The sequence below is a fragment of the Streptomyces sp. NPDC058678 genome (genome assembly GCF_042714835.1).
Taxonomy (GTDB): Bacteria; Actinomycetota; Actinomycetes; order Streptomycetales; family Streptomycetaceae; genus Streptomyces.
The window spans coordinates 18,791-33,651 of the sequence record NZ_JBHXSG010000067.1 but is presented as its reverse complement, the minus strand read 5'-3'; the positions used below and the strand labels follow the sequence as shown (position 1 = coordinate 33,651).

General features: G+C 68.2%; 18 protein-coding genes and 4 pseudogenes. 16 read left to right on the top strand and 6 right to left on the bottom strand.

Annotation, left to right across the window (positions count from 1 at the left end):
* Nucleotides 1–61: 61 nt before the first annotated feature.
* From ACFWWR_RS39645 to ACFWWR_RS39605, 9 genes are all read left to right on the top strand, one after another.
* Nucleotides 62–217, top strand: coding sequence for a hydrophobic protein (locus ACFWWR_RS39645; RefSeq protein WP_384308596.1), 156 nt, complete (start codon nucleotides 62–64; stop codon nucleotides 215–217).
* A gap of 93 nt (nucleotides 218–310) precedes the next feature.
* Nucleotides 311–838 (top strand): hypothetical protein, encoded by a 528-nt coding sequence (locus ACFWWR_RS39640; protein ID WP_384308593.1) that lies wholly within the window; start codon nucleotides 311–313, stop codon nucleotides 836–838.
* Between the two features lie 2 nt (nucleotides 839–840).
* Nucleotides 841–1,194, top strand: coding sequence for a PRC-barrel domain containing protein (locus tag ACFWWR_RS39635; RefSeq protein ID WP_384308591.1), 354 nt, complete (start codon nucleotides 841–843; stop codon nucleotides 1,192–1,194).
* 795 nt (nucleotides 1,195–1,989) lie between these two features.
* Entirely contained in the window at nucleotides 1,990–2,250 is a 261-nt protein-coding gene (locus ACFWWR_RS39630; RefSeq protein WP_384308588.1) for a hypothetical protein, read from the top strand.
* Between the two features lie 83 nt (nucleotides 2,251–2,333).
* Nucleotides 2,334–2,726, top strand: a complete 393-nt coding sequence (locus tag ACFWWR_RS39625; protein WP_384308586.1) for an ANTAR domain-containing protein — start codon at nucleotides 2,334–2,336, stop codon at nucleotides 2,724–2,726.
* A gap of 9 nt (nucleotides 2,727–2,735) precedes the next feature.
* Nucleotides 2,736–3,092 carry a PRC-barrel domain-containing protein gene (locus tag ACFWWR_RS39620; RefSeq protein WP_384308584.1) on the top strand — a complete coding sequence of 119 codons (357 nt, stop codon included), beginning with the start codon at nucleotides 2,736–2,738 and terminating at the stop codon, nucleotides 3,090–3,092.
* Between the two features lie 385 nt (nucleotides 3,093–3,477).
* Complete coding sequence (locus tag ACFWWR_RS39615; protein WP_384308582.1) at nucleotides 3,478–3,873, top strand: STAS domain-containing protein; 396 nt, start codon at nucleotides 3,478–3,480, stop codon at nucleotides 3,871–3,873.
* A gap of 4 nt (nucleotides 3,874–3,877) precedes the next feature.
* A complete protein-coding gene (locus ACFWWR_RS39610; protein ID WP_384308579.1) occupies nucleotides 3,878–4,585 on the top strand; it encodes a GAF and ANTAR domain-containing protein in 708 nt (235 codons plus the stop codon).
* A 4-nt stretch (nucleotides 4,586–4,589) separates the two neighbouring features.
* Nucleotides 4,590–5,330, top strand: coding sequence for a GAF domain-containing protein (locus ACFWWR_RS39605; protein WP_384308576.1), 741 nt, complete (start codon nucleotides 4,590–4,592; stop codon nucleotides 5,328–5,330).
* A gap of 484 nt (nucleotides 5,331–5,814) precedes the next feature.
* On the opposite strand, the pseudogene ACFWWR_RS39600 reads toward ACFWWR_RS39605, so the two are convergent.
* From ACFWWR_RS39600 to ACFWWR_RS39590, 3 genes and pseudogenes are all read right to left on the bottom strand, one after another.
* Nucleotides 5,815–6,030, bottom strand: a pseudogene (locus ACFWWR_RS39600) (hypothetical protein); the annotation flags it as partial.
* Between the two features lie 113 nt (nucleotides 6,031–6,143).
* A complete protein-coding gene (locus ACFWWR_RS39595; RefSeq protein WP_384308573.1) occupies nucleotides 6,144–6,404 on the bottom strand; it encodes a hypothetical protein in 261 nt (86 codons plus the stop codon).
* Complete coding sequence (locus ACFWWR_RS39590) at nucleotides 6,401–6,706, bottom strand: DUF6247 family protein (protein ID WP_384308627.1); 306 nt, start codon at nucleotides 6,704–6,706, stop codon at nucleotides 6,401–6,403. The genes ACFWWR_RS39595 and ACFWWR_RS39590 overlap by 4 nt, the downstream gene beginning before the upstream one ends.
* A gap of 183 nt (nucleotides 6,707–6,889) precedes the next feature.
* Between ACFWWR_RS39590 and ACFWWR_RS39585 the strand changes: the two genes are divergently transcribed.
* From ACFWWR_RS39585 to ACFWWR_RS39565, 5 genes and pseudogenes are all read left to right on the top strand, one after another.
* A complete protein-coding gene (locus ACFWWR_RS39585; RefSeq protein WP_384308625.1) occupies nucleotides 6,890–7,315 on the top strand; it encodes an acyl carrier protein in 426 nt (141 codons plus the stop codon).
* Nucleotides 7,316–7,470: 155 nt separating this feature from the next.
* Nucleotides 7,471–8,508 (top strand): beta-ketoacyl-ACP synthase III, encoded by a 1,038-nt coding sequence (locus ACFWWR_RS39580; RefSeq protein ID WP_384308570.1) that lies wholly within the window; start codon nucleotides 7,471–7,473, stop codon nucleotides 8,506–8,508.
* Nucleotides 8,509–8,899: 391 nt separating this feature from the next.
* Nucleotides 8,900–9,916 carry a DNA-directed RNA polymerase subunit alpha gene (locus ACFWWR_RS39575; protein ID WP_384308568.1) on the top strand — a complete coding sequence of 339 codons (1,017 nt, stop codon included), beginning with the start codon at nucleotides 8,900–8,902 and terminating at the stop codon, nucleotides 9,914–9,916.
* A 57-nt stretch (nucleotides 9,917–9,973) separates the two neighbouring features.
* Nucleotides 9,974–10,069, top strand: a pseudogene (locus ACFWWR_RS39570) (TetR/AcrR family transcriptional regulator); the annotation flags it as partial.
* A gap of 90 nt (nucleotides 10,070–10,159) precedes the next feature.
* A complete protein-coding gene (locus tag ACFWWR_RS39565; RefSeq protein ID WP_384308565.1) occupies nucleotides 10,160–11,011 on the top strand; it encodes a YihY/virulence factor BrkB family protein in 852 nt (283 codons plus the stop codon).
* Between the two features lie 86 nt (nucleotides 11,012–11,097).
* Here the strand turns inward: ACFWWR_RS39565 and ACFWWR_RS39560 are convergent.
* A pseudogene (locus ACFWWR_RS39560) lies at nucleotides 11,098–11,332 on the bottom strand (amino acid transporter); the annotation flags it as partial.
* 1,031 nt (nucleotides 11,333–12,363) lie between these two features.
* Here ACFWWR_RS39560 and ACFWWR_RS39555 point away from each other — a divergent pair.
* Nucleotides 12,364–13,599, top strand: coding sequence for a PP2C family protein-serine/threonine phosphatase (locus ACFWWR_RS39555; RefSeq protein ID WP_384308623.1), 1,236 nt, complete (start codon nucleotides 12,364–12,366; stop codon nucleotides 13,597–13,599).
* Nucleotides 13,600–13,680: 81 nt separating this feature from the next.
* On the opposite strand, the gene ACFWWR_RS39550 is transcribed toward ACFWWR_RS39555, so the two are convergent.
* Together ACFWWR_RS39550 and ACFWWR_RS39545 are read right to left on the bottom strand one after the other, a co-directional pair.
* Nucleotides 13,681–13,848 carry a hypothetical protein gene (locus ACFWWR_RS39550; RefSeq protein ID WP_167551660.1) on the bottom strand — a complete coding sequence of 56 codons (168 nt, stop codon included), beginning with the start codon at nucleotides 13,846–13,848 and terminating at the stop codon, nucleotides 13,681–13,683.
* 37 nt (nucleotides 13,849–13,885) lie between these two features.
* Nucleotides 13,886–14,242 (bottom strand): PRC-barrel domain-containing protein, encoded by a 357-nt coding sequence (locus ACFWWR_RS39545; protein WP_059420885.1) that lies wholly within the window; start codon nucleotides 14,240–14,242, stop codon nucleotides 13,886–13,888.
* Between the two features lie 375 nt (nucleotides 14,243–14,617).
* Between ACFWWR_RS39545 and ACFWWR_RS39540 the strand changes: the two are divergent.
* Nucleotides 14,618–14,857 (top strand): annotated as a pseudogene (locus ACFWWR_RS39540) (transposase); the annotation flags it as partial.
* Between the last annotated feature and the right edge of the window lie 4 nt (nucleotides 14,858–14,861).

Genomic DNA, 14,861 nt, shown 5'->3' with positions numbered 1-14,861 from the left:
GTTCGCCGGGACCCCGCGGATCGCAGAGACCAATGCGAACCGGAGGTTCTGCCGTGCTCTTGTGGATAGTGCCGTGCTGGTCCTGGTCGTTTTCGGGTTCGGCTTCACCCTGCACGTCCTCTGGTACGTCGCCGTGGCCCTGTTGATCCTCTGGGTGATCAGTTTCCTGATGCGCGGACGGTTCGGCGGACGAAGCGCCGGCAGGAGTCATCGTTGAATCGGAGCCGGCGAAGCGAGGCCGACAGCCCCGCCGTGCCGAAGAAGCCGCGCTACCGGCCATAACCGAGCTGTGAGGTCAAGGAGGCAAAAGATGACGCGTGGATACCTACGCACCAAGACGTTCCAGAGCGCGTTCGAGGAGTCGAAGGGCCAGCCACTGGAGATCGGCGGGAGGACGGTCCATCTCGCCTACGACGTTCCGGTCGAGTGGCCGTCCACGCGGGCGGCGCTGTCCTTCACGTCCTTCACCGACAGTCCGGTGCAGGGAGTCTGCCTTGCGATGTCGGAAGGGGAACTGGAGATCAACGGCCTCAGCACCCCGACTGCATGTCTGTGGGCCGACGCGGCCCCGGCCATCGTGGAGATCCGATTCCTGCAGTTCCCCAACTCGTCGGCCGCGCTGCGGGTGTGGAACTGCTGGCGCAGCACGACCGGCGCCACGCTTACCTGGACCGAGAATGCCGGCCTGGTCGTACAGGCCGCAGACGACGACATCTACCGCTTCTCATGCAGTGACGGCATCGGGCCGGCCGACTTCACCGACCTCACGTTCGACCTGAAGATCGAGACCGCGATCCACGACACCAGGGACAGCATGAGCCTCGCCGGAAGGGAATGACCGTGGAAGAGAACATGTGGGGATACCGGCAGAACGCCGCGTACCAGCCGGGAATCGATCTGACCGGATTCAAGGTCGAGGCCACCGACGGAAGTATCGGAAAGGTCGACAAGCATTCCGAGGACGTCGGGGCCGCATACCTCGTCGTCGACACCGGAACGTGGATCTTCGGCAAGGAGGTCCTCGTACCCGCCGGAATCGTCGTCCGTGTCGACCCGCAGGAGAAAAAGGTCTTCGTCGACCGCACCAAGGAGCAGATCAAGAGCGCTCCTGGCTTCGACAAGGAGAAGCACATCGGCGACCCGACCTACCACGACCAGCTCAGCAACCACTACAAACATCCGACACAGCCCTGACCCACCCGAGAACCGGCCTCCTCGCAGGACGCCCCACAGTGCCCGGCCGGGCACCGCTTCGTAGTCGGCATGTTTCAGCGATGCCAGCGAGTCCAGATGCTGCACCGCCAGGGCTGATGCCGTGGATCAGAGCACCCGCCATCGGTCGCGAAACGGCCAACGCGGGCACCACAGGTGACGAGCGGTCAGCACTCCCAGGCTCCGTCAACAGGGAGGTCAGCGGCGTCGGTTGTCGAGACGTTCAGGTTCGGCCGGCGGACGTTCGCTGTTGCCCAGGCAGGCGCTCGAAGAGGCGGATGGCCTCGGCCGTGAGACTGATCCGTACACGATCGACGCCATGCCGAGCGCACCGGGGGACTGGCACAGTGCCGGTCGCGCCACCTCTCCCCGAAGGACAGCGACGCGGGCGGTGATGCCGGCATCGGCGCGCTGGTGGCGGCGGTCCACCCGCTGTGAAGTCATCCGAATCCGGCAACCTGCACCGTTGGATGCGCCGCTGGACCTGCCCGGCTTGTTGGGCGGTGGCGAAAGGCGGCTGCATGATCCGCTGTCGCAGCACGCGGTTGTCCCGGCAGGGGGTTTCCACCGTGCAGCCGACTTCAACGATCAGCCTGGGGCGGCATCTCGCACGCCGGCTCTCGCGTCGGTTCCCCGACAGGTGTCACGCAGCGATCCGTGCCTCGTGGGATGCGCTGACCTCGTACGGTATCCACAACCTTCCTTCAGGACTACGCTGTTGAGTAAAACCCCAGTCCCCGGTATCGATGCTGCGTCCAGCTCCCGGGGAGGCCCACTGTGTTCGTTCTGCTTCTCATCCTGATCGTGCCCCTGTTCGGCCTCGGTTTCCTTCACCCGTTCTGGTGGCTGGCCGCCGCGTTGCTCGTCTTCGCCGCTATCCGCCACGGCCGCGATCGTGGTGGCTATAGCGGTCCAGCGGCATACCGGGACTACGAGGAGCGGCGGGATCGTCAGGAACGCTGGGACCGCCGCTACAGCCGCCAGAACCAGGCGCGTTGGGGACGCGAGGACCGTCGGGACCGAGAACGCCACAGGTGACCCGTGAAGTGGCCCGGCAACCAGGAGGGTTGCGGAACCGCTTCCGCCAGACCGGACCCATTCAGCCAGTTGAGAGGTACGCCATGCAACGCACAACCGTGCTCCAGGAGGACTGGTGGAACCTGCGGGCGGAGGCCACGTGGGGGAACCCGGCGACGGGAGAGGACGTCGAGGTCCTGCGTGCCCAGAACGATCAGCTGCGGCGGGCGCTGGCCGGCCGCGCGGTCATCGACCAGGCCCGCGGCATGGTCATGGTCCTGACCCCCTGCACCCGCGGGGCGGCCAGGGGTCTTCTCGTGAACGTCTCACGGCAGTGCGACACCAAACTTCCCGAGGTCGCCGCGGCCATGGTCGCCGCCTGGGAGGGCAAGCCGCTCCCGGACCGGATGCAGAGGGCACTACGACGTACGCTGCGCAACTTTCACACACAGAGCAAGCAGTGCAACACGCGGCGGCCGGGCCGGTCGTCCAGGTAGGGAGAAGTCATGATTCACGCAGCCGACATCCGGGAATGGCGCGACCGCGACGTCGTCGACACCGAGTCGCGCAAGATCGGTGTCCTCGAGGCGGTCTATGTGGACACCACCACCGATGAGCCGGCCATGGCCACGGTACGGACCGGACTGCCCACCCGGCACCGTCTGGTCTTCGTACCCCTCGGCGACGCGATCGCCGGACCGAACTATCTCAAGATCAGCTACGCCAAAGCATTGGTGACGCAGGCCCCTTCGATCGGCGTGGACGACGTCCTGCCCGCTGATCAGGAGGAAGCGATCTTCAAGCACTACGGGCTGGCCTACCAGTCCGGCACGGCCGGAGAACGGCAACTGGCACGCCGCTGATCGCCTCCAGGCAGGATGACTGCCCCCCGAGCCACGCACCGAGTGCGCGCCGGGCCCGCGCCCTCATCCCTCCCGTCCTCAGCGCCGTCGATGGCTCACTGACGCTCCGCCACGGCGGTCTGGGCCAGGCGGGTCCGGGTTGCGGAGAGATTGCGTCATACACAGCAAGGGCTGTCAGGCGTAAGCTACAAGGAGCGTCCTAGACCCCGGCGTGGCCGATTCAAAGCAGGCACTGCCCACTGGCGGTGGAGGCGCACCTCCTTCCGCCCGTTTGCACCTGAGGGCACAGACCGGTACCGGCATCACGTACGGCGCACCTGTCCGCACGTGCATACCGCAAGGCACCAGTCCGCAGGCGGGCAGGCTGTCCGGGAAGCGAGGCGTGATGACTGGCATACGTGTGATGACCCTCTACCGGCGCTACGGTCGCGCGACCGTCTTCCTGGTGGGTGAGATCGACGCGGACACCGCTCCCACCGTGGGTGCTGCCGTCGATGACTGCTTCAGCCGGGAGACCGGCGGCGTGGACATCGAACTGGCCGGCGTCAGTTTCTGTGACGCCAGCGGCCTGAACGTCTTCCGCGCTGCGGCCCTGAGCGCGAACGCGAGCGGCCGCCGACTGCGGCTTCGCCACCCGACGCCCGCTGTCCGCCGGGTGTTCGACCTCACCGGCACCGCAAGCTTGCTCGACGCTGCCCAGGCCAAGCCCCCGTTCCGCCCGGAGGAGTTCGCGCCGATGCCCCCCGTGCTGGGACCGCTGGCGGCCTCTGGTGATCAGTGACCGCATGGCAGGGCTCCTCGGCCTGCTCCACGAACGCGACGCGGCCGGCGGCGCCGACTTCACCGCGGCCGGTGCCGCCGCACTGGGCGTGGACGGCGTCACCGTCTCTCTCACTTCCGGACCGGACCGCGGTGAGACCCTGTGGGCCTCCGACGGCGCCTCCCGCGGCTTCGAGGATCTGCAGGCGACCCTCGGCGAGGGCCCGGGGGTGGACTGTCTGATCGTCGGCACCACGGTGCGGGTACCGGATCTGGCACGGGTGCGCCACGACCGGTGGCCCGCACTGATCATGGAGGCGCAGGACCAGGCGGCGCGGGCGGTGTTCTGCTTCCCCCTGCGGATCGGCGCGATCGTCCTGGGCGTCCTCACCCTGGTACGGCGTTCTCCCGGCGGGCTGACGCGGGGGCAGACCAATGACGCCGTGGCCCTGGCGGCCGCGCTGACGATGCGTCTGATGGACCGCGGCTCTCCCGCGGTGCTGCCGCCCGAGGAGTCGGACGGGCCGCCCCTGCTGCACGCGATCGTCCACCAGGCGACCGGAATGGTCAGCGTCCAGCTCGCCGTACCCCTGGCCGAGGCCCTGCTGCGCCTGCGCGCCCACGCCTACGGCAGCGGGCGCACCCTCACCGACACGGCTCACGACATCGTGGCCAGGCGCCTGCGACTGGCTCCCGGCACCGACTTCCCCCCGCCCGCCGCAGACAAGGACTGATGCCATGACCACCCGTGAACAGCAAGTCACCGAGGTCTTCGTCGAAGTCGCCGACTCCCTGGTGGCCGACTTCGACGTCATCGACTTCCTGCAACGGCTGTCCGTGCGCTGCGTGGAACTCCTGGACGTGGCGGCCGTCGGCATCCTGCTCGCGGACAAGGACGACGTCCTGCACGTCCTCGCAGCCTCCGACGAACACACCCGGCTGCTGGAGCTGTTCGCCCTCCAGTACGACCAGGGCCCCTGCGTCGAGTGCTACCGCAGCGGCCAGGCGCGCACCGACATCGACCTCACCGACCCGCAGGTCACCGTCAACTGGCCGCAATTCACCAGCAGTGCCCGGGAAACAGGATTCGTGGCCACCAACGTCCTGCCGCTGCGGCTGCGCGGCCGGATCATCGGCACCCTCGCCCTTTTTCACTCCACCCCCGGGCCCCTCAGCCCTGAAGATCTCACCCTCGCCCAGGCCCTGGCCGACGTCGCGACGATCGCGATCCTCCAGCAACGCACCCTGTCCCACGCCGAAGCCGAACGCGACCAGCTCCAGTACGCCCTCACCACCCGCATCATCATCGAGCAGGTCAAAGGCATCCTCGCCGAACGCTGGCACCTGAGCGTCGACGAAACCTTCGGCACACTGCGCGCCTACGCCCGCGCGCACAACCTCAAACTGTCCCAGCTGGCCAGGGACATCACCGAAGGCAAGTTCGACACCCGGCAGATCCGCTCAAAACCCGGCGCCTGAAGCCCTGGGCGACTTCCCGGGCACGACGCCCGACTCAGCGGATTGTCAGCTCGGGAGAGTGTGCGCGGGTCCGTACCGAGCACTCTCGGTACGGACCCGCTTTCTGCTCGGCATCCAGCGGTCCGGGCAGCTTGTCTGCCCGGAGTCGCCCGTCGCGTCCGGACAGCTGGTCACTCGTTCGGTTTCATCGCGGGCGTGGCGGGTGGATTGACGGACCGACGGGTAGCTCCCGGGGCGTCGCTGCGGGGTCTGAGCCCGTCGGCGCGGCGTTCGGCCGGTGGTGCCCGGCTGCCCGGACTTGGGCGGCCGGGTGTCGGATCGTCCCCGCCCAGGTCCTGTCCGGGGACGGGTGCGTCTGCTCCATCGGCGCGAAGCCGTCGGGACCCGCGGACATGTTCGAGGAGAACCGGACGAGGATGCCGGGCCCGAGGAGCGGCGGGAGGCGGACATCTGGCGGCGCGGGCTGCAGCTCGACGTCGAGTCCGACGCCCTGCAGCACCGTGGACAGCAGCCGCTCGGCGCCGCCGATGATCTCGGCCGCATGCTCGATCGACGGGGCGGGCACGTCGCAGATCCGGGCCGCCCAACGCGGAGTGCACCGCTCGACTCCGGCGGCCAGTTCGGCGAAGCCGACGGTGTGCGTGTCGAGGTGGTCGCGGTCGATCCGGTCGGTGCGGATGATCTCGTGCAGCAGCGCGTTGCCATCAAGCGCGTCGAAAAGGGTGTGAGGGGCCTCGCCCCAAAGAGCGCGGACATGGACGCTGTGGGCAGCGTTTTCCCATCGCCGAACCCGGCGACCCCGGGGTTGAGTGGCTACCCGAGCCAGACGATGTCCAGGACGGACAGGTGCCTCAGCGAGCGGTTCGCGAAGAAGATGACGGACAGCTGGCCGACAGACGCAATGCGCACGTCCTCGCCCTCGGGGTCGCCGGCGTCCCACTGCGGGAAGCCCCACGGGTTCCCAGCCGCGGCATCCAGGACGTCCCAAACCATCTGCTCCGCGTGCTCCGGCAGTGCGGCGAGTACCTTCGCGGCGGGCGGCGACAGGCGGACCGCATACGGCGGACCGCTCACCGGCGCCTGCTCCGGATCTCCTCCAGGTCGACGAACCCGGTGTCGTCCTTGCCGGAGGCGAGGAACGCGTCGACCGCCGGGGCAGAAGCGAGGCGGGCCTGCCAGACCTGAACGACCTCGTACAGGGCGGCGAGGGAGAACGTCCGGCGCGACTCTTCCAGCGCGGCCGTCCACTCCTGCTCGAAGGCCGGCACCCACCGGTCCGCGCGTCGATCGGCGCGTAGATGGGCGAGCAATTCGGCCGGAGCTCCCGGGGCGGGGGCGTACGGCGCGACGGGTGCGTGGTCGGGCTGCGCGCTCATCGGCTGTTCCTCCTTGCAGGTCGTACCGCCACGGTACGCGCGCCGGGAGGTTGTGGATGCGGGCATGGAGGGATCCCTCCTCCAGGACGGCCAAGAGCTTAGCTACTTTCATGATCACTAGCCTGGGAAGCATGTCCTCGGTCGGACGATTGAGAGCTTTCCCCAAGTACGTCTACATGGCCGCTGTCTTGCGGCAGTCCCCGTGCAGCAGCGGCCCGTACGTGCCGGTTACTGTCCCGGGCAAGCAGGAGCAGGCTGTCGCTGCTCCCCGCACCCGCCGCTGACCGCGGCACCACCGCCGTCATCGATTTTGACCTCATCAAAGGCATCCTGGTCCACCAGGGAAACCTGCCGGCCGACTCGATCACGCACCGGGCCACGCAGGAAGAAGCCGGCATCGACTCCCTGGCGGTGACCGCGCTGTCCATGACTCTCGAAGACCGCCTGGGCGTCGTGATCACCGAACACGAACTGGCGAAGCCGACCACCATGGCCGACCTGGTCAAACTGGTGGCTCAACGGGCAGCGTCATCCTCCGACCACGAGAGTCCGGAAGAGCAGGGCCCCCACCCCCAGGCAGATCGACCTCACAAGGTGCCCGAGACGTAGTCGCGCCCCAGCTCCTCGCCAAAAGCTCCGACCATCACCCTCGGCAGCACACCGGTAACAGCGGGGCCGCAACGAGCGTCCAGTCAGAAACAACCCCGAAGACAGGCCCTCCGCTGCCAGTGACGCGAACGAGCAAGCACAGAGAAGACAAACCGGTGATCTTTGCACGCAAAACTACTGCCCCCTCGCCAGCACAGGCGGCGCGACTGATCGGCCTGGGGTCCTACCTGCCCCCGCGAAAGGTAGACAACGCCGACTTCGCATCACGCCTGGACACGACGGATGAATGGATCCGCACCCGTATCGGCATTACCGAGCGACACATCGCCGATCCGGCCACAGCCACCAGTGACCTGGCGGTAGAAGCAGGACTACGGGCAATGAAATCAGCGAGTATCGAACACGTCGACGCCGTCATCCTGGCCACCGCCACTCCGGACCATCACGTGCCTGGCACTGCACCGTTGGTGGCCCACCAACTCGGCTTGCGCCAAGTGCCCGCCTTCGACCTCGGCGCCGGCTGCTCGGGCTTTGTCTTCGCAACGACCGTCGCAGCAGGACTCATCCACGCGGGAACCGCTGGCACCGTACTGGTCATCGGAGCGGAGAAGATGTCGGCCGTCATCGACCCCGCCGACCGATCCACCGCGCCGATCTTCGGCGACGGAGCGGGCGCGGTCGTGCTCAGAGCCGGACACGCCGACGAACCCGGAGCCCTCGGACCAGCCGCATGGGGCAGCGACGGCGAGCACGCAGACGCCATCTACATCCCCGGCGGCGGTTCCCGCAACCCTTCACGTACGACCGCCGACCTGAGGAACCGCTACGTACACATGAAAGGGAACGAGGTATTCCGTCACGCGGTGCGCCGCATCACTCACGTGACTGAAGAATCAGCCGCCGCAGCAGGGTGGGCCATTCAGGGCATCGACAGGCTGATCGTCCACCAAGCAAACGCACGCATCAGCGTGGCTGTGGCCAACACCCTGGGAATCCCGCCAGAGCGCGTACCGTCCAACATCACCCACGTCGGCAATACCTCCGCAGCCTCCATCCCCCTTCTGCTGAGTCACTCCGCGATCAACGGGCAGCTGAAACCCAGGCAACGAGTCGTCGTGACCTCTTTCGGCGCAGGCTTCACCTGGGCGGCCACCACTCTGCTGTGGCCCATCGGCCTCCAGGTTCTCGCCTGAGCGCACCTCCAGCGAGCGGATCCACGAGATGGCCTTCTCCGGCGCCGACCAGACATCCAGATACGCCTTCGCAGACAGGGGAAACGCGCTCCGCCCCAGCCGCTCATTGCGCGCACACCTTGTCGTCCAGCCGCCCAACAAGCTCCGCACCGGCAATCGAGCGCGCCCCCTGCTCGACGAACGCCTTGTTGAAGAAGCTCAGCATCAGCACACGCTGAGGCCCTGGGGACCGCCCTCCCCCTGCCGATCTTGGGTACCGTGGTCGTCACTGTGGCTGATGGACCACTCCACGTGCTATTTCCCGGAGTCGCATCCGTATCGCCCGTACCCTTCGTGGTATCCACGGCGTCACGTAGCGGGCGCCTACAGTAACCACTGGAGGCCAAACCTCGTGCTGATTGCTCAGCGTCCGTCCCTGACCGAAGAGGTCGTCGACGAGTTCCGCTCCCGGTTCGTGATCGAGCCGCTGGAGCCGGGCTTCGGCTACACCCTCGGCAACTCCCTGCGCCGGACCCTGCTGTCCTCGATCCCGGGTGCGGCGGTCACGTCCATCCGCGTCGACGGCGTGCTGCACGAGTTCACCACCGTGCCGGGCGTCAAGGAGGACGTCACCGACCTGATCCTCAACATCAAGCAGCTCGTCGTGAGCAGTGAGCAGGACGAGCCGGTCGTGATGTACCTGCGCAAGCAGGGACCGGGTCTGGTCACCGCCGCCGACATCGCGCCCCCCGCCGGTGTCGAGGTGCACAACCCCGACCTCGTCCTCGCCACGCTCAACGGCAAGGGCAAGCTGGAGATGGAGCTGACCGTCGAGCGTGGCCGCGGTTACGTCTCCGCCGTGCAGAACAAGCAGGTGGGCCAGGAGATCGGCCGTATCCCGGTCGACTCGATCTACTCGCCGGTGCTCAAGGTCACGTACAAGGTCGAGGCCACGCGTGTCGAGCAGCGCACCGACTTCGACAAGCTGATCGTCGACGTCGAGACCAAGCAGGCCATGCGTCCGCGTGACGCCATGGCGTCGGCCGGCAAGACCCTGGTCGAGCTGTTCGGTCTGGCCCGTGAGCTCAACATCGACGCCGAGGGCGTCGACATGGGCCCCTCCCCCACGGACGCCGCCCTCGCCGCCGACCTGGCGCTGCCGATCGAGGAGCTTGAGCTCACCGTTCGGTCGTACAACTGCCTCAAGCGTGAGGGCGTCCACTCCGTGGGTGAGCTCCTGGCGCGCTCCGAGGCCGACCTTATGGACATCCGCAACTTCGGTGCGAAGTCCATCGACGAGGTCAAGGCGAAGCTGGCCGGCCTGGGCCTGGGCCTCAAGGACAGCCCGCCCGGATTCAACCCGACCGCCGCCGCACTCGGTGCGGACGACGACGCGGACGCGGGTTTCGTGGAGACCGGGCAATACTGAACGCTGCGCTGCGCCGGTCATAGAGACACCTCGTGCACGGGGACAGGAGAATGAGCGCGTCGGGGCGGCCGTGGTGGCGGGCAGCCGTCGGGGCTGGACCGTGACCGGATCACCGAGGTGTCCGTGCGGCTGTTGGACGCGGAGGGACTGGCCAGCGTCGGGTAACCCGGCACGCGTGCCGGGTTCTGTCGCACCGCAGTGCTGGATGGTGCCCCGAGGACGAAGAGTGAGAGCATCCGCGTCATGGATGATGCAGACGGTCACACGGCTCGGTGGTGGGTGGCGTTGCGCCGGACGCCGATGGCCGTCTGGAACGACGACGTCACGGACTGGGCCGCTGCGCTGACCTACTATGCGGTTCTGGCCCTGTTCCCGTTGCTGCTGGTGATCCTCTCGATCCTGGGTCTGACCATGCCCACGGCCAAGCCGGAGGTCATCGACCGCATCACGCAGGCGGCCCCGGCCGAGTCCCGCGCTCTGCTGCGCAGCACCCTGCGGCAGATGGTCGCACAGCCGACGGCGGCATGGACGCTGATCTTCGTCGGAGGGGCGGGGGCCCTGTGGTCGGGATGCAGCTATCTGAGCGTCTTCCGCCGGGCGTTGTACTCCATGCATCGGATCAGCGCGGACCGGCCGGTCTGGCGGACCGCTCCGCGCATCATCGCCACGGCACTCGTACTGAGCTCCCTGCTTCTGACGTCGACCCTCGCGTTGTTGCTCACCGGCGGCCTGGCCCGGCGTCTGGGTCAGGCTCTGAGTCTGGGTACCGGGCCCCAGGCCACCTGGGACACGCTGCGGTGGCCGGTCGTGGCCGCGGTAGCCGTCGCCTTGGTGCTCGTCCTGTACCGGTCAGGACCGGCGTCCTCCCGCCCTGTCCGGAGGATGGCGCCCGGCGGCACACTGGCGGTGGCGCTCCTGCTGACCGTCTCACTCGGATTCGCCGTCTACACCTCCCTGGTCAGCACCTATGACCGTCTGTACGGTTCACTGGCAGGCGTCGTGGTGTTCCTGGTCTGGCTGTGGCTCTCCAATCTGTCCCTCCTGATCGGCGCTCAGTTCAACGCAGAGCTGACGAACCCTGCGCACGGGGAATGAGCCGGCCTTCTCGTACCTGCGGCTGACCGCCCGTACCCTTGGGGCCGGTTCGCCGCGGCCGCGTGGGCAGTGGCGGCCTCTGGCCTCGCGCGGCGCGCCGTCCGCCGCTGGACCGGCAGGGCACCGCACAAGGTCAGCGCGATCAGGGGCAGGGTGGCCCGGGGGGGGAGACCACAGGCCGGCCGCGAGCGCGGCGATGCCAGGTTGGTAGCCGGGCATGGAGAAGCAGTCGGCGTCGTGCAGGCACATCACGCGCCACCACCGGTGCCCCTCCTGTTCAGGGTGCGGGTCCAGCGCGGGCCCGGGCGGGCGTCCGCTCACTCAGGCCCTGTCGAGTCAGACCACCCATCGTGCATCCGGAGCGGCGGATTTGGGGCCTCGCCGAATCCGACCATCTGCCCGGCCTCAAGACACAGGTCATCGGCCGAACTGTGGCTCCGAGATCTCGATCTCACCGCCTGGCGCGTTCTGCATGCAGACCGCAGGTCGGACGATTCGGCTGGGCGGAAAGCCTTCCTCGACGCCTGGACCAGCACCTGAACGACTGCTCCGCCAGGCAGCCGCGCAAGGCATGCGGCGCCCGAGTCGGCACGTGGCGCGCACCCCGGCCTCGTACCCCTACTCCTCCGGTTCGGTGTTGCAGCACCTTGCGAGCAACCCTGGTCGCCGACGAACTGCGACACCTACGGTGAGGCGGCCGAGCCCGGAACAACGCCTGATGCGACCGAGTTCAGGAAGGGCCCGGCCGAGGTGGGCCGCCCCGGACGCACGTCAACGGAGCAGGGCCGCGCAGCCATTGCTGCGCGGCCCTGCTCCTGTGCACCACAGGTCCTGTCGGCGCCCGGCACAAGAGCGGACCCCCTTGTTCGGCCGAAAGGACGGCCTGCACCTGCCGCGGCAGTCACCGGACACGGCGTGCACTATCCCTCGGGCAAGGCTGCGAGGTCAGGCCGGGTTGATGTTCTCGGCCTGCGGGTCCTTCTGGCCCTGGGAGACGTGAACGGTGGGAGCCAGAACGGCGTACCGTTCGGGCCCCCACTACTGTTTCATCTCCGGTGCCAGCGTGGCATGAACTCTGGTAGGCCGGATGACTGCGAGGTCCAGGCGTTCCACACGGCGACGGTGGCCGGGCCGTTCGACGAACAGCCGGCCGACAGGTGCATCCGTTCAAAGGCTCTGTGGTGCAATAACATCTGCCGGGCACCGGACTTGGCGCCAGCCCCTCGCATCCCCGGGCTGGAGCCCTGAGCAGCAGCGACCAGCGAGGAGCCACCGTGACCGTGCGCGGGCCTGACGGGGACGGTGGGCCGACCACTCGTACTCCCGCGAACGGGGGTGGCCGGGGCAGGGCGATAACCCTGGCGGAGACTCTGGCCGCAGCGGAGTCCGCAGCGCCTGTGGAGTCGCTCGACGTGGTCGCGGGCATGCTCAAGGAGCGCCTCGGGGCCGCGTCGGTGTCGTTCCTCATCACCGACTTCACCGGTGGCTCGGTCGTACGGCTGGGGGCGGCGGGCAGCATCGATACCGATGAACCCGCCCGGCGCATCACGCTGCGGGGCACCCTGTACGACGACGTGATCCGCACCCAGCGGCCGAGCGTGGAGGACAAGGGCGAGGGCGCGCTGGTGCGGATCCTCGCCCCGGTGACCAACCGCGGGGACGCCATCGGGCTCCTCGAACTCTTCCTGCCCGCGGCGCCGGACGCGGAGGTGATGCGGGAGATCGGTGAGACCGCGCACGCCCTGGCATACATCGTCATCGCGAACCGGTCCTACACCGACGTGTACCAGTGGGGCCGCCGTACCGTCCCGCTGAGCCTCGCTGCCGAAATCCAGCACCGGCTGCTCCCGGCGTCGCTGGCGTGTGAGGCGGCTCAGTTCGCGGTGGCCGGGGCACTGGAGCCCGCCGACCACGTCGGGGGCGACACCTTCGACTACGTGATCGACCGGGATACAGTCCAGCTTTCCGTCACCGACGCCATGGGTCACGATGTCGACGCCGCGCTGCTGGCCACCCTCTTGGTGGGCGCCCTGCGCCGGGCACGGCGTGCCGGCGCCGACCTCGCCGAACAGGCCCGACAGGCCGACCAGGCCATGCGTGAACACGGCCGCCAGAGCTACGTCACCGGCCAGCTCCTGCGTATCAGCCTGCTCGACGGCAGGACCGAGTTCATCAACGCCGGCCACCCCTGGCCGCTGCGGATGCGGAACGGCCAGGTGCGGGAGATCACTCCGAAGATCGATATGCCGTTCGGCTTCCAGGTCCCCCACACCTACCGGGTCCAGTCGCTGGACCTACGGCCGGGCGACCGGCTGGTGATGCTGACCGACGGCATGCTGGAGCGCAACGCCGACAGCCTCGATCTGTCCGACCTGATCGTGGGTACCCGCGCGCTGCATCCCCGCGAGGCCGCCCGCACCCTCATCGCGGCGATCGTCGACGCCAACCACGGCCACCTGCAGGACGACGCGACCGTCATGTGCCTGGACTGGCACGGCGTCGGCCACTTCGAGCGGGACGCCGACACCGGCGCCGACCTCTCCGACGCCTCCGCCCCGTCGCGGACGGGGCGGACCACTCCTGGGTGATGACTCGACGACTGCTCCGACACCCCGCTACGTCCGGTCCCCGGGCGGGCGGCCGTGGGGGCGCTTGCCCGGCTGACCGCGTCACCGGGGGAGGCGCCTGCGGCGGCGGCCCAGGCGTAGGCCGAGGAGGACGAGGTCGGCGACCAGAACCACCACGCCGATGACCAACAGGTAGAACAGGCCCTTCGCCACCACACCGATGATGCCGAGCACGATGGCCACAATGAGCAGCAGGAGGAAGAGAGCCATTGGTGTCACCTCATGGTGGGGGACGTTGATGAGGGCATCAGCGGCGGGCGAGGCGACGTTCGCCGCCCGCACCCGTTCGGTAGGCGAGCTCGTAGTGCGCGAAGACCGTCTTCTCGTCCTCCGCGAGCAGTTCGCCGTCCGTGCCGATCGAGGGCGCTTCCTTGACCTGCTTCTTGTCGTAGGCAACCTTCAGATAACCGGGACCGACCGTCGCGTCGCCCAGGGGGACGAACACCAGCCGGTGCCGGGTCGGCAGGCCGACCGTCACCGTCGCGAACGCGGGCTGGTCTGTGGCCGTGTCGACATAGACCGCCTCCAGGACGCCGATCTTGTGCCGCTCGTGGTCGACCACGTCGCGGCCTCGCCATTCCCTGATGTCTTCCGCCTCGAACACGAAGCCCCCTCTGTCGCAGGTCAGCTGAAGACCGCTGTCGTCTTTCTCTCGCTCCTCCCTCCTTACCTGCCTACGGAGCGTCACACCCTGGAGAGCAGCCAACTTTCAGGGCGGACAGCGGCGAGTACAACCTTGTATCCCTGGCCCCTCCACCGGCGTACGCGTGATGCGCCACAGCGAATCAGCCTGCGCAGGCGGTCGTCGATGACGCCAAGGACCCGGTTGAAGCCGTCGAGCCTTCTGAGCCGGTCCGCGGTCACGGCACGGATCGAGGCCGGCCGGGCTCAGACTGCTCGTGAGGTCGGAAACAGTGCCGGGCGAGCGGTGGCTCCCGGCTTCAAGGAGGCCGTCGACGACACCGGCCGGGGTTTCACTGAGATCCGCCGGATCGTCTGCACCACCAACGCCGCCGAGTCCGTCAACGCCCGGATCCGCCGGGCTGTCAAGGCCCACGGCCACTTCCCGAACGAGCAGGCCGCGCTGAAATGCGTCTACATGGCGATCATGTCCCTCGATCCCACCGGCAAAGGACAAGCCCGCTGGACCAGCCACTGGAGGACCGCCCTGAACGCCTTCCACATCACCTTCGACGGCCGGCTCAGCGCGCACGACACTGACC

What these genes read in the sequence shown, in the direction of transcription:
- ACFWWR_RS39590 (WP_384308627.1), bottom strand. Translation starts at nt 6,706, where the DNA reads ATGAGCGCGCAGCCCGACCACGCACCCGTCGCGCCGTACGCCCCCGCC.
- ACFWWR_RS39620 (WP_384308584.1), top strand. Translation starts at nt 2,736, where the DNA reads ATGATTCACGCAGCCGACATCCGGGAATGGCGCGACCGCGACGTCGTC.
- ACFWWR_RS39550 (WP_167551660.1), bottom strand. Translation starts at nt 13,848, where the DNA reads ATGGCTCTCTTCCTCCTGCTGCTCATTGTGGCCATCGTGCTCGGCATC.
- ACFWWR_RS39565 (WP_384308565.1), top strand. Translation starts at nt 10,160, where the DNA reads ATGGATGATGCAGACGGTCACACGGCTCGGTGGTGGGTGGCGTTGCGC.
- ACFWWR_RS39615 (WP_384308582.1), top strand. Translation starts at nt 3,478, where the DNA reads ATGACTGGCATACGTGTGATGACCCTCTACCGGCGCTACGGTCGCGCG.
- ACFWWR_RS39640 (WP_384308593.1), top strand. Translation starts at nt 311, where the DNA reads ATGACGCGTGGATACCTACGCACCAAGACGTTCCAGAGCGCGTTCGAG.
- ACFWWR_RS39610 (WP_384308579.1), top strand. Translation starts at nt 3,878, where the DNA reads ATGGCAGGGCTCCTCGGCCTGCTCCACGAACGCGACGCGGCCGGCGGC.
- ACFWWR_RS39625 (WP_384308586.1), top strand. Translation starts at nt 2,334, where the DNA reads ATGCAACGCACAACCGTGCTCCAGGAGGACTGGTGGAACCTGCGGGCG.
- ACFWWR_RS39605 (WP_384308576.1), top strand. Translation starts at nt 4,590, where the DNA reads ATGACCACCCGTGAACAGCAAGTCACCGAGGTCTTCGTCGAAGTCGCC.